This window comes from Bifidobacterium sp. UTCIF-1, assembly GCF_006408915.1.
Lineage (GTDB): Bacteria > Actinomycetota > Actinomycetes > Actinomycetales > Bifidobacteriaceae > Bifidobacterium > Bifidobacterium reuteri.
Map to the genome: position 1 here is coordinate 19,712 of NZ_JFAG01000005.1, position 13,275 is coordinate 32,986.

The 13,275-nt window shown below is 56.3% G+C and carries 14 protein-coding genes and 1 pseudogene; 6 read left to right on the forward strand and 9 right to left on the reverse strand.

Annotated features, from left to right (window positions below):
• The first annotated feature begins 223 nt into the window (after positions 1–223).
• The 5 genes and pseudogenes from rfbB (at position 224) to rfbA (ending at position 4,123) form a co-directional block, all read left to right on the forward strand.
• Positions 224–1,246 (forward strand): dTDP-glucose 4,6-dehydratase, encoded by a 1,023-nt coding sequence (gene rfbB, locus BW09_RS03350; RefSeq protein WP_140462594.1) that lies wholly within the window; start codon positions 224–226, stop codon positions 1,244–1,246.
• Positions 1,247–1,340: 94 nt separating this feature from the next.
• Positions 1,341–1,499 (forward strand): hypothetical protein, encoded by a 159-nt coding sequence (locus tag BW09_RS10840; protein WP_181161736.1) that lies wholly within the window; start codon positions 1,341–1,343, stop codon positions 1,497–1,499.
• Positions 1,500–1,757: 258 nt separating this feature from the next.
• Positions 1,758–2,051: a GNAT family N-acetyltransferase gene (locus BW09_RS03355; protein ID WP_375137549.1), complete on the forward strand. Its 294-nt coding sequence runs from the start codon at positions 1,758–1,760 to the stop codon at positions 2,049–2,051.
• 29 nt (positions 2,052–2,080) lie between these two features.
• Positions 2,081–3,166 (forward strand): annotated as a pseudogene (locus tag BW09_RS03360) (dTDP-4-dehydrorhamnose 3,5-epimerase family protein); the annotation flags it as partial.
• Between the two features lie 57 nt (positions 3,167–3,223).
• On the forward strand, positions 3,224–4,123 hold the full coding sequence (gene rfbA / locus BW09_RS03365; protein ID WP_140462597.1) for a glucose-1-phosphate thymidylyltransferase RfbA: 900 nt from the start codon (positions 3,224–3,226) through the stop codon (positions 4,121–4,123).
• 229 nt (positions 4,124–4,352) lie between these two features.
• On the opposite strand, the gene BW09_RS03370 is transcribed toward rfbA, so the two are convergent.
• From BW09_RS03370 to BW09_RS03390, 5 genes are all read right to left on the reverse strand, one after another.
• On the reverse strand, positions 4,353–4,754 hold the full coding sequence (locus BW09_RS03370; RefSeq protein WP_140462598.1) for a nucleotidyltransferase substrate binding protein: 402 nt from the start codon (positions 4,752–4,754) through the stop codon (positions 4,353–4,355).
• The gene (locus BW09_RS03375) at positions 4,741–5,028 is read right to left on the reverse strand and encodes a nucleotidyltransferase family protein (RefSeq protein WP_140462645.1); all 288 of its coding nucleotides are present in this window, start codon (positions 5,026–5,028) and stop codon (positions 4,741–4,743) included. The genes BW09_RS03370 and BW09_RS03375 overlap by 14 nt, the downstream gene beginning before the upstream one ends.
• Positions 5,029–5,157: 129 nt before the next feature.
• Complete coding sequence (locus BW09_RS03380; protein ID WP_140462599.1) at positions 5,158–6,579, reverse strand: ATP-binding protein; 1,422 nt, start codon at positions 6,577–6,579, stop codon at positions 5,158–5,160.
• Positions 6,580–6,926: 347 nt separating this feature from the next.
• Complete coding sequence (locus BW09_RS03385) at positions 6,927–7,370, reverse strand: hypothetical protein (protein ID WP_044090494.1); 444 nt, start codon at positions 7,368–7,370, stop codon at positions 6,927–6,929.
• Between the two features lie 242 nt (positions 7,371–7,612).
• Entirely contained in the window at positions 7,613–8,875 is a 1,263-nt protein-coding gene (locus BW09_RS03390) for a hypothetical protein (protein WP_140462600.1), read from the reverse strand.
• Between the two features lie 430 nt (positions 8,876–9,305).
• On the opposite strand from BW09_RS03390, the gene BW09_RS03395 reads away from it, so the two are divergent.
• Positions 9,306–10,844, forward strand: coding sequence for a polysaccharide biosynthesis tyrosine autokinase (locus BW09_RS03395; protein ID WP_308810351.1), 1,539 nt, complete (start codon positions 9,306–9,308; stop codon positions 10,842–10,844).
• Between the two features lie 246 nt (positions 10,845–11,090).
• On the opposite strand, the gene BW09_RS03400 is transcribed toward BW09_RS03395, so the two are convergent.
• The 4 genes from BW09_RS03400 to BW09_RS03415 all read right to left on the reverse strand — a co-directional run bounded on the left by BW09_RS03400 (position 11,091) and on the right by BW09_RS03415 (position 13,162).
• Positions 11,091–11,630, reverse strand: coding sequence for a low molecular weight phosphatase family protein (locus tag BW09_RS03400; protein ID WP_140462601.1), 540 nt, complete (start codon positions 11,628–11,630; stop codon positions 11,091–11,093).
• Positions 11,631–11,757: 127 nt separating this feature from the next.
• Positions 11,758–12,243 (reverse strand): hypothetical protein, encoded by a 486-nt coding sequence (locus tag BW09_RS03405; protein WP_140462602.1) that lies wholly within the window; start codon positions 12,241–12,243, stop codon positions 11,758–11,760.
• 270 nt (positions 12,244–12,513) lie between these two features.
• The gene (locus BW09_RS03410) at positions 12,514–12,744 is read right to left on the reverse strand and encodes a helix-turn-helix transcriptional regulator (protein WP_140462647.1); all 231 of its coding nucleotides are present in this window, start codon (positions 12,742–12,744) and stop codon (positions 12,514–12,516) included.
• Entirely contained in the window at positions 12,734–13,162 is a 429-nt protein-coding gene (locus BW09_RS03415; protein WP_140462603.1) for a hypothetical protein, read from the reverse strand. Before BW09_RS03415 ends, BW09_RS03410 begins: the two co-directional genes overlap by 11 nt.
• Between the last annotated feature and the right edge of the window lie 113 nt (positions 13,163–13,275).

A 13,275-nucleotide genomic window follows, 5' to 3' on the forward strand; every position in this document is an offset into this window, starting at 1 on the left:
TCATACTGTATTAAGTTTTATTCGACATTGATTGTTTCCAGTTCTGCAATCCGACCGATACGGTTCTCTTTAACACGTTGATTATATGCAGACAAAGTCTATTGGCGGTAAATAGTTTGTCAGTTTACTCATTAATACTATTATTGGTTGCATGTTGTAATATGACTTTGTTTGCTTTCGTTATATGTCGATGCTATCGAGACGTTTTGGTAGTGTAGCTTGTATGGTTGATGAAGTTTTTGTTCCGAAGAATATTATTGTGACTGGTGGTTGTGGGTTCATCGGTTCGAATTTCGTGCATTACGTGTACGAGAATCATCCGGACGTGCATGTGACCGTGTTGGATGCGTTGACGTATGCGGGCAATCTGGAGAACATCAGGGGGATCCTGGGCGACCGGGTGGAGTTCGTGCATGGGAACATCTGCGACGCGGAGCTGTTGGATAGGCTGGTTCCGGGTCATGACGCGATCGTGCATTACGCGGCGGAGTCGCATAACGACAATTCGATCGCGAACCCGGAGCCGTTTTTGAAGACGAACGTGGAGGGCACGTTCCGTCTGCTGGAGGCGTGCCGCAAGTACGGTGTGCGCTACCATCACGTCTCCACCGACGAGGTGTACGGGGACCTGGCCTTGGATGATCCGGCGAAGTTCACGGAGGAGACCCCGTACCATCCGTCCAGCCCGTATTCGTCGACGAAGGCGTCGTCGGACCTCTTGGTGCGCGCCTGGCATCGCACGTTCGGCATCCGCGCGACGATCTCGAACTGCAGCAACAATTACGGCCCGTTCCAGCATGTGGAGAAGTTCATCCCGCGTCAGATCACGAACATCCTGGAGGGGCTGAAGCCGAAACTGTACGGCAACGGCCTGAACGTGCGTGACTGGATCCATACGGACGACCATTCCACGGGTGTGTGGACGATCCTGACCAAGGGGCGCATCGGCGAGACGTATCTGATCGGCGCGAACGGGGAGAGGAACAACCTGACCGTATTGCGTGACATCCTGACCGTGATGGGCAGGGATCCGGATGATTTCGACTGGGTGAGGGACCGTCCGGGCCATGACCGCCGGTACGCGATCGACTCGACCAAGCTGCGGACCGAATTGGGCTGGAGGCCGAAGCATACGGACTTCCAGAAGGGCCTGGAGCGGACCATCCAATGGTATACGGACAACCGCGCCTGGTGGGAGCCCGCCAAGGCGGCCACCGAAGCCAAATACAAGCAACGAGGACAGTGAGACAGGGGTGATGCGGGCGGCGGGAATACACTGCCTCCCGTGTTTGTCGTTAGCCGGGTGGAGAGATACACTGTGAAGGACGAAAGGAGGACGGATGGCATCGTTGACTGATTTGTATGCGGTCGAGGAGAATTCGCCTGAGGGTGATTATCTTCGCATGTGCGATGCGCCTCTTCCTCAGGATGTGATGGACTACCTGCGGACGGTGGAAACGGAATCACTGGAGGATTCCGTCCGTTTGTTGTATGCCTGATTCGGAGGCATTCCCCATGCTGGACGGAAACCCGCTCGTAGACTTCCGCTTTGTGCGTAAGGGCGATGAGCGTGGTTTCCCGTCGTTCACCTGCACGGTGCCGGTTCCGTCGAACCGTGAGATCGATGGCAGATGGGTCAAGGGCGAGTCTTTGCACCCGTATCCTTGGGAATTGTTGGTGCAGCGGCTGATTCGTCATAGCGCCTTGTATCTGAGTTCGGACAACTGGATACGGTTGGCGTCACCGGTGCGGGTCTCATCGCCACGTATTGCGCAGTCGCGCGGAAATCGGTTGATGTGTTCGAGGTCGCCATCATTGCGGTCTCTTCGTCATATCAAGGTAGGGGTCTGGGGCGTGATGCGTTGGCGGATGCGATACGATGCGCGCGTGCTCAATCGGCGAGGGATGGCGTGCAGGCGAAATCCGTGGCCTATGTCGATACTCGCAATGAGCGGAGTGCCCGTCTGTTCCATGATTTTGGTTTTGAACCGGTGAAAAGGCTCGATCCGGACCGACGCGGCAATGTGTTCGCGGTTTGGGTGTTGAAATGATGTTTTGGTAAGGAAAGGAATTGGTGATTATGTCGTTTGAGTTTGAGAAGGATCTCCGGGTCACGGAGACGAATATCCCTGGCCTGCTGGTGTTTGATCTGCCTGTGCATGGTGATAATCGTGGCTGGTTCAAGGAGAACTGGCAGCGTGCGAAGATGCTGAAGCTGGGTCTGCCGGATTTCGGTCCGGTGCAGAACAACATCTCGTTCAATGCGACGAAGGGCGTGACGCGTGGCATCCATGCGGAGCCGTGGGACAAGTACATCAGCATCGCGGCGGGTGAGATCTTCGGCGCGTGGGTGGACCTCAGGCCGGGGGAGAGCTTCGGCCAGGTGTATACGACGCGCTTGGACCCGTCGAAGGCGATCTATGTGCCGCGTGGCGTGGGCAACAGCTTCCAGGCGCTTGAGGACGGCACCGTGTACACGTATCTGGTGAACGCGCATTGGAGCCTGGAGCAGAAGAGGACGTACACGTTCGTGAACCTCGCCGACCCGGAACTGGACATCCAGTGGCCCATCCCGTTGGAGGAGTCGGAGCGCAGCGAGGCTGACCTGCATCATCCGATGCTCAGGGACGCGAAGCCCATGAGTCCGAAGCGGACCTTGGTGACGGGTTGCAACGGGCAGTTGGGTCATGCGATCCGCGCGTACGCGGAGGCGCATAATCTGGAGGGCTTCGAGTATACGGACATCGACGAGTTCGACTTCTCCGACCCGAAGGCGTACGACAGGTACGATTGGAGTCTGTACGGCACCATCATCAATGTCGCAGAACAGGCTTCTGATGATTGCAAAGATGCCGGCGATGTCGCTCGCGCCTGGAGAACCAACGCTCAAGGGACTGCGCTTCTTGCTCGTGCAGCAGGAGAACATCACATCACACTGGTGCAGGTAAGTTCGGAAAGCGTATACGGGCAGAACACGGATGATGACGTGATCGCTCCTGTGGACCTCTACGCGCAGACCAAAGCAGCGGGCGATATTGCCGTCGCTAACATCCCTGAACACTATATCCTGCGTTGTAGTGCATCCGCACAGGCGGATACTCAGCGTCTTGCATGTGAGATATTCCGTTTGCTGGACACCCATGCGGCATATGGAGTATATGATCTGAAGTAGTAGCGCTGTTTTGTTCACTGATACGTATCGAAAGAAGAAGTAAGGGGCATCATGAAAGGCATCATTCTCGCAGGCGGCTCCGGTACCCGTCTCTATCCGCTGACTACGGTCACGTCGAAGCAGCTGCTGCCCGTGTACGACAAGCCGATGATTTACTACCCGCTGAGCGTGCTCATGCTGGCGGGCATCCGTGACATCCTCATCATTTCCACGCCGAAGGACCTGCCGAACTTCGAGCGTCTGCTCGGCGACGGCTCCCACTACGGCGTGCACTTCAGCTACAAGGTGCAGCCGAGCCCCGACGGACTTGCCCAGGCGTTCATCCTCGGCGAGGAGTTCATCGCTGGAGAACCCTGCGCCCTGGTGCTTGGCGACAACATCTTCTACGGCAACGGCCTCGGCAATACGCTGCGCGCAGCCGTGAAGAAGGCCGAGAACGGTGAAGGCGCAAGCGTCTTCGGCTATTACGTCGATGATCCCGAGCGCTACGGCGTGGTCGAGTTCGACGAGAACAAGAAGGCCGTGAGCATCGAGGAGAAGCCGAAGGAACCGAAGTCGCATTACGCTGTGACCGGTTTGTACTTCTATGACGAGCGCGTCACCGAGTTCGCCAAGCAGGTCAAGCCCTCCGCGCGCGGCGAGCTGGAGATCACCGACCTCAACAAGATGTACCTTGAAGACGGCACCCTCAACGTGCGCACGCTGGGCCGTGGTTACGCTTGGCTGGACACGGGCACCATGGACTCCTTGTACGAGGCCGGCGAGTTCGTCCGCACCGTGCAGCGCGCGCAGGGCCTGCCCATCGCCATCGTGGAGGAGATCGCCTACGAGAATGGCTGGATCAGCAAGGACGAGCTCCTCGAATCCGCCCAGCGCTATGGCAAGAGCCCTTACGGCAAGCACCTCAAGGATGTGGCCGACGGCAAGGTCGTGCTCATCCCCAACGACTGATTGATTCCGCGCTTCAGCCCTGCTGTTCTTCAGGCGGGTATATCTTGGGTGGCGTACAGCAGCCTAAGATATACCCGCCTTCGTTATGCGCGTCGGCGGCGAATTCATGGATTTGCGCTTCAAGATTGTCACCGTGCTCTAGATTCCGGCGAGCGCGAGACTTGCCGCTATAACACAGCTCGCACTACGCGATATTTGGTATTCGGCACGTTCGTTGCCGTCTGATGCTTTATTCTGTGAGCATCGTGCCATATCGTTCGGTTAGTCCGTTGTCCACGCGTTCGAATTCGGGAATGTAGCTGTCGATGATGGTGTGCACGAGTCGTTGAGCTCGATCCTCATCATAGATGTGTGCGGAATCGTTGCGATCCCGTAGCATGCGAAGCCAGAGGGACTCGTCCATGAAATCATAGTATTGGTACGCTGTCTTGATGACGTCCCGAGGGGATCCTGATGCGGATACCGGGTCGCCTTCGTATGCAAGCAATGCCTTGAGCAGCTTCCAGCCGAGTTCAAACTGAAGTTCGAATTTGTCGATGATTCCGCTTTGAATGAAGTCGTTGCTCAGGTCCTGTAAAGGTGCCGGTTTCAGGGAATCCAATGCTGAGGCATAGTTCTCATATTTTTTCATACAGCACCTTCCCCGTGCGGGCTATTTCTGTTTTCAAAGCTTCGGAGATCGGTCCGTCGAGGTTGATGACATCGATCTTGAGCAGTGTCCATAATTCGTTGTTCAGTCTGTCGTCCAGTGCGTCGAAGTCCGGGCAGCCTGCGATGGCGAGGTCGATGTCGCTTTTGGGGCGATTGGTGCCTTTGGCTCTCGAGCCGAACAGTATGACCTTGTGTGCTCCTGCGTCGGCGGCGAATTCACGGATTTGCGCGTAGACGTCTTCGATGGGAACCATCATCCACCTCCGATCCGTCATAAGCGCTTGCTCGCCGTCTCTCAATAATCATGATACGAGGTCTGCGCGTCAAGATCGTCACCGAGCTCTAGACTCCGACGAGCGCGAGACTTGCCGCTATAACACAGCTCACACTACGCGATATTTACGGTTGCGGCTGTTCAACGGTGCCGTGGCTTGTATCTTTCCAGCGCGCAGAAGATCATTCAGAGCTCTTCGTGCGGTTTCGATAGACACATTGGCCTCTTCGGCAAGTTCGCGGGCGCTTTTCTCGCTGCCGTCATCGAGCAGTGCAAGGAACTCCTCCATTCTCTTGGTTGGTTCCACGCGTTGCTGCTTGACGACAGTATCGTCTTCTCTGACTGGACGAGCAACGATATCGGCAACATCGGGTCGATGAAGCACCACGGTGAATTGGTCGGCAGATGCCTTGAACTCCGGTTCGCGAAGTCCGCGGTCGCGCATCAGACGAACCATCATGGCGATTCCGGAGCCCTGACCCTCGACCGTCGACCCGATGCTGTTGGACACGGGGGCCTCTTCCATGAGTTGCATCAGAATAACGTTCCTGCACCTCGATGAACCGTCGGCAATATTTTCGAGTGTCTTGCCGCCCCACAAACCGCCAGGATTGGTAATTACCACACGATCACGGAAGATATCCACCGACACTGATTGCCCGGTGAAATATGGATGGTATTCCCGGTGAATCACTGCATTGGCTATGGCTTCTCTGATTGCCGCTTCCGGTATTTCGCATTCATCGACGCGTCCCACACCTCGAACGTGCGAAACAGTTCTGAGGTTTTTCACTACGGCATGTAGAGCATCGTCGATGGCACCAGGAAGAGATCCATCACAAAGAACACGATCCAAGAAACGAGGCATACCCGGTTCAGACTTCTCCGTTCCTGGATGTGCGGCAACATCGATGAGTAATTTGGGTTCAAACTGCTGTGGGTACTTGCCCACTACCAGCAGGCCGGCGAGCTTTACGGCTCCTTGTTTGTCTACCACATTAAGTCGTTCGAGCTGTTCTTCCCGCGTGGAAGCGCCCAATAACGCTTTCGACTGACGTTTACGTTCTATGAGCGCGCTCACCAGTTGAGGATCAAGGTCGTTGATATCGCTTTCTGGAACGATTGTGTTATCTGCCTTGCTGGGGACTAAAGCATTGCGGTATTCATATATTTCCATGGTGGACAGGCGCACGTCTTTATCGTCAATACGCTTATAGCTACCGGATTCAATGCCCTTAGCCTTGATGTAGCAAGGCTTTTCCCCGATTTCATTCTCTTTGATAATGATGACCAGAATCTGCTTGCCGTCGACGTCGGCTCTATTCATCACATAGCGAGGAGGATTCCCCAATCTTGCACCGCTGACTCCGCCATCTCCGATGCCTTCAATGAACTGATCGCGCACCTTATCAATATCGAAATGCTTGGCAGGCGAGAACCCGTTGCGTTCATCCAGCCCAAGTAGAAGGACGCCGCCAGACGTGTTGGTGAACGCGCTCACCGACTCCCACACATCGGTGCTCAATCGCATATCACATGCTTTTGCTTCATAATATGCGTCGTCTGTGCCTTCCTGTCGCAATCGGCGTATTACGCTTACGATATCTAGGGTTTCGCTATCGGAGCTTTTCAACGCTGATCACCCATCTCAGTCATTATCTCAGTCATTATCTCAGTCATTATCTCAGTCATTATCTCAGCCACATGACTGAGATAAGAGATAAGCACAGTCTCTTCGCAATATAGAAAGCGCTGAAAGTGTATCAATGATACCGTTCTGTTGAGTCTGTTGCGATGTTAGTGAATAAGGCGATGTGGGGACTGCATCCTGATGATGCAGTCCCCACATCGCCTGAAATGCAGTAGCCCTCGAGAAATTCAGGCTTCTGGGGTGGCCTTCTTGCGGCCGCGGCGCTTCATGGTGCCGGAGGTGGCGGTGGTGGCGTCGAAGATCACGGTCTTGCTCTCCGGGTAGGCGGCACCGTTCACGGAAGCGTAGGCCACTTCGTCCTCCGGGGCTTCGGGCAGTGTGAAGAACGCCTTGACGGCGTCCACCAACGTGGCCTCCTTGAGGCTCACGGACAGGGTCTGCTTGCCTTCGGGCTTGCTGAACTTCACCGCGTTGTCCGCCTTGGCGGTGGCGGGGGTCACGGCGATTTGCTTGGTCTTCTCGTTGATGAGCACCTTGGCGTATGCCGGGTACCCCAGCACTTCGGCGGTGGCCTTGTTGAAACGGATGGCGCCGTCGGTCACGGTCAGCACGGTCTTGCCGGCCGGCTTGACCAGCTGGACCTCTTCAAAGCCCTGAAGCAAGGAAGCCATAATTGTTCTCCTTCGCAGTTATGTGTCATAAGCAATGCGCTAGTATCCTGCGCCAGAAGTTCGTCGGCGCAATAACTACCCCTCAGTCCCGCTTTGCGGGCCAGCTCCCCTGACAAGGGGAGCCAGGAATAACATCAAACGAATCTCTGGCGCGAAACACTAATAATTTCGTATGTAATTGTAATCAAATAAAAACTGAAATAGCAAATGGGCTTCAATGAATACAAGGCGTCATTCAGATATTATTCTATTGAATCATCCACATGAATGAATTCATCCAGCCTTGTCAATGCCCATATCATCAAGGGAATGGCTGCGAAGGCGTATCCCTCGAATTGCACATACAGATACATCACCAATAGCAGCCAGACAATCGTCAGTTTATTCCATCGGTGATATCGATGTATGAAGGCAAAGGCAATCGTGAAGAATAACGCGAACCCAATCAATCCGAATTCCGTCAGGAAATTCGTATATGCGCTCATCGTCCACACGGTGTCCGCATTGATCGACCGATACCACGACAATGCTCCTGTGGGGTCGGTGTGCATGAACCGCAATATCGCCGCCGACCAATCGGCTCCATTATGCGTGGCCTCGGCGATATTTCCGGCTCCGTAGCCGGTCAGCAATGTCCACGGATGTCTGATCAAGCCACACAGCGGTGCCAATGATTGCCAGATGCGAGCGAAGAACGAGCCATCGCCCTCCATGCCGTTATGCACGATGGAATCAAGTCTCGAATTGGCCATAACACACACCACAGCCAGGGCCAAAGTGCCAATCAGCTGCAATATGCCCTTGTGCCGGTCATTGCGATTGTGCCAATGTATTTCAACCACAATCACAGCAATAAGTGCCACCAGCGAATCCAATACGATACGGGTGCCCGAACCCATCAGCACGCTGCCCACGGCAAATACGATGATCAGATGCCGCAATCGCGAGGCGAAAATGCGGTCGCGGACGCGCATAAACCAGAACAGCGGCAGCAGAATACCGAACAGGTGCATGCCGATATAACTCGGCTCGGCGAACAGGAATTGCGGCCGCGCACCGCTCATGCCCCATGCAGATCCCGCAATGATATACGAGCGGTACATCAGATGACTGAAGTACCCCTGCACACTGCCCAAGCGCAATGTAATCGATAGCCATTGCACAATTCCGATGGCAAAAGCGAACCAATATATGGCGATAATGGCGCGCACCGACTCCTGCCAGCTGAGCCGCTTATGCACATAGGCGATATCCAGCGCGCATAACGTGGCCGGCACGGCAATCACTCCGGTGAGCGACATCACCACCGCATTATTATGCAGCCCGAATACCGCCCAACCCGGCATCGACAGCACCACGAGCACCACAGGCAGCATCACGAACGGTGCATAACGATGCATTGTTTGGCGCAGCAGTCGATGATTCGTCAAGCAATACAGCACCAGCAGCCACGGGCTCAACGGCGTCCAGAACGGTTGGAAGAAGCCCAGCACGGTGCCGTCCACCGGCAGTGTGAGCAGAGCGGCGAAGAACAGGTAATCGGAGCGGTCATGCGGGGTGAAGCACCGGGGCAATGGCATCGGGGGAGTGAGCGTGCGCAGTGATGTAAACGGTGTCGTCGGTGCAGGATCCTCGATACGCTGGTTGCGGGATGCGAGGCTGCCGTGCGCTGGTACAGTGGCGCTGTCTGCAGTCCGCACCTGAGATGGTCCGGCCGATGTCGGCATGCCGGAATCGCTCATGTCCCCCTCCTTGATTGCCTCGAGTACTCTAGCAACCCAATGTGCGGGAACGGTGGCGATATGGTGACGGGAGTCTTACAGCTACGTTTCCTGAAGGGCAAGGGTACATGAGGGCTGATAGGATACATGCTGATTGCACCTATCGGGCTATCCGGGCATTTCAAGCAGTCTGGATGTGGAGAGGGAGAAGCGGTTGGTTTCCGCAAATAACGAACAGCAGCAGAATCAGAATGCTGCAGACACTGCCGTAGCACAGGCCGAAAGCGGCATCACCATCATGGACCTGATTCGGATTATCCGCAAGCATGTCATTTCGGTCATCGTGACGTTCGTGGTCGTGTTCGCCGCTGTGTGCGCGTACACATTGCTCACGCCGCCGAAATATACGGCTACCTCGCAGATGTTTGCCACGTTCAACACGGCAACCGTTGATGCCACGCAAAATAACAACTACAACAACATCAGCAGCGCCGGCACCTACATCGCCAACCAGATTAAGTCCTACCCGACGCTGGCCACCACCGAATCCGTGCTGCAGCCGGTCATCGACCAGCTTGGCCTGGATACGTCGGTCAGCGCTCTTGCCAATGAACTGACGGTCACCAACCCTACGGATACCGCGTTCGTGAACATTCAGGTCGAAGACAAGGATCCGAAGCAGTCGGCCGCCATCGCCAATGCCGTGGCCAAGTCCATGAAGACCGTGGTGGAGGACTCCCTGTATTCGTCCGACAGCAAGTCGCCGGTCACGCTTTCCGTGGTGCAGCAGGCGCAGGAGCCTGCCGGCCCCAGCAGCCCGAAGATTCCGATGAACATGGCCATTGGCGTTCTCGGTGGTCTGATTCTCGGCATCATCGTGGCGCTGGTCAAGGACCTCTTCTCCACGCGCATCGAGGAGGCCTTTGAACTGCAGGAATACATCGACGCCCCGATCATGGGCCGTATCCCTGAAGACGATCTGCTCAAGGGCGATGTTCCGGTCATCATCTCGAAGCCCAGCAGCCCGATTGCCGAGGAATACCGTCGTATCCGCACGAACCTCTCGTTCACCGCTCCGGTCGAGGGCATGAACGCCCGTCTTATCGTCCTCTCGTCCACCAGCCCGAGCGAAGGCAAGACCACCAGCTCGGTGAACCTCGCCGTCGCGCTGGCTGAAAACGGTGCCAAGGTGCTGCTGATCGACGCCGACCTTCGTCACCCGTCCGTGGCCGATCGACTGGGGCTGGAAGGCAACGCCGGCCTCACCCACGTGCTGTCCGGCCAGGCGGCCGTCAAGGACGTGGTGCAGCGGTACTGGAAGCCGAACCTGCACATCATGCCCGCCGGCCCGAAGCCGCCGAACGCATCCGCCCTGCTCAACTCCGCGATCATGAAGGAGCTCATCAAGCAGGCGCTCACCCAATACGATTACGTGCTGGTCGACACCTCGCCGCTGGTGGTGGCCAACGACGCCTTCGTCTTCGGTGCCATGGGCAACGGCATCGTTATCGTCTCCGGCCGCGACGTGACCGACAAGCGCGATCTGCGTGAGATCGCCGCACAGCTCGACAACCTGAACCTCTCGGTCAGCGGTTTCATCTTCAACTATGCGAAGGATTCCAAGAAGGTCGCATATAAGGGCAACTACTACTATTACGATGATGACGCCAGCACCGACGGCAAGAAGGGCAAGGCTGCCGGCAAGCGCCCGAAGCAGCGCAGCACTGCGCGGCGCGCAGCCGTCAAGCGCTGATAGGTCGTTAGTTGTAATAAAAGGCTCTCACTGAGCACTTGCTCAGTGAGAGCCTTTTATTTGGCTCCCCTTGTCAGGGGAGCTGGCCCCCTCTGACGAGGGGGCTGTCAGCGGAGCTGACTGGGGGAGAGAGACAGAAGCTGATCCTCAATTATTGGCGAGACGGACCACTAATAATTGCGAATACTACCCCTCAGTCCCGCTTCGCGGGCGGCTCCCCTGACAAGGGGAGGGGAGCCGACAGAGCTACTTGGTGGCGTCCGTGATGATGCGGAGTGCTTGGCAGATCTGCTCGTACGCCTTCTGGAAGGCTGCGAATTCACGACGATGGGGGTCGGGAATGACCATGGGAGCGGGCAGCATAGGCCGAATCATCGATGCGTTGTCAATTACGGATTCGAGCTTCTCTTGCCGCGTAGCGCCCTCGATATAGCCTTCCTTGGCGCAGTAGACGCACATGTTCGCGAAGTCCGGCAGCAGGAACGTCTTTCGGCTCGCCAACGGTGCGATGGTGGCGATATCCTGGCGCTGCTCGATTTCAAAGCAGAGAATCAGGTCGGCGGACGTGGCCAGTTGCGGCGTGACACGCTTCGAGCGGAAGTTCGTGGTATCAATACCCAGTTCGGAGAGGATCTTGGCGCTGGAAGGGTCGATGGGATGATCGAACAATCCACGGGTTCCCGCGCTATCCGCAGTAATGGATGGATCGTTGAAATAGCGGGGGAGCAGGTACTCGCCCATGGGGGAGCGGCAGACATTGCCGGTGCATACAAAGAGAACGTTCATGGTTCGCCTCGATTTGGTATTCGATTATGGTTGGATTTGGCTTGTGTTCAAGGAGGAATACGGCATAGAAAAGACCCTGAGGTTTCCTCAGGGTCTTGAGTAGCTTAATCAGCTATTGGAGCTGAATTCAGCGACGAGCGCTGGTCTTGCGGACAGCGAACAGAGCCACGCCGGCAGCAGCCAGCAGCACAACGGCCACGGCGTACGGAGCGACGGAAGCACCAGTGTCAGCGACGGTCGGAGCAGCACCGTTGCCAGTGGCCGGAGCGGTCACGGTGTAGGAAGTCAGCACAGTCTTGTTGGCGTCCAGCAGCTTGACATCAGTCTTGGCGCCGGCCTTGAGGGTGACCTTGACGGTCAGAGTGCCGTCAGCCTTAGCGGTGAACGGGCCCCACTCCTTAAGCGCGACCTGCTCAACGTTGGAGACAACCTGATCATCAGCCTGCACGTAGTACTGAGCGCCGGCCTTCAGACCGGTGAAGGTCACAGTGGCCACGGAGCCAGTCACGGAACCGGTGGCGCCGTAATCCTCAGCCATAGCGGTGTTGGCAGCGAAACCAAAGCCCAACACAGCGGCGACAGTGGCCAGCAGAGCCATAATCTTCTTCATCATGTTCATTTCCTCCTTAACAGGGCTACCAGCCCGTAAGCGTCTTGCATGGAATCCGACACATCCTGATTTCCTTGCACGCTTCACACATTACTCACCTCGGTGACGCCTGTGAAGGGTGCTCATTGCGCGCAATGCTCCGGATGTGACATCGGAATCACGCCGTGTGATGCCTTTGTCACACCGCAGCGCACCATCGCGGATCGTGGGTGGGTTCAAAACCGTTGAAATTGCAGTGATTTCGGGCCGTTTGAGGTCTAATTTGCCGGGAATTTACCTAGCTGCACCGCGTTCGGGCGTGTCGTCGGCCTCATCATCGAAGCTGAACAGGTCTTCCACGGTGGTGTCGAACACCTTCGCCAAATCCATGGCAAGCCGCAGCGACGGGCAATACTGGCCCTGCTCCAGACGCCCTATGGTCTCGCGGCGCACGTTGATGAGGTCAGCCAGATCGGACTGCTTCATGCCGCGTGCCAGACGATGCATTTTGAGACTAGTCTTCATCATCGTCCCCATTCGATCCGTCATGCTCAAGCCACAGATACCGCACGTCGGATATCGCTAAAGCACACATGGCCAGCGTTGGCAGCATCATCGGGTTGATGATGTGCAGCAAGCCCGAAGCGGTCACCAGATTCCAGACGGTGTAGATGAACCCCAGAGCTACCAATGCCGCGATGAGCATGAACAGTGCGAACTGCATTGCGGCACCCTGATGTTGGTCGGACAGTTCATCGCGACGCGGGGATTTCCGGTTCAGCACGGTCACCACCCAGATTTCGCCCCCGGCCCAGATCGCCGCCACCACGGCTGTGACGATGACGCCGATGAGATTGTGGCCGATCACCACCATCAGCGCACACGACAGCATGCCGATGATTTCGACCGCCGCGCGAATCGCGATATACCGGTTAAAAGTCATGATCCGCCTCCGTGATGCTGCGCATGGGCGCGCCGGTGCTCGTCCGCCGTTGCATAAGTCGCGCTGTTTGCTGCTCTGGATCGTTCTCTGCCGTAGATCGTTATCTACTCAAT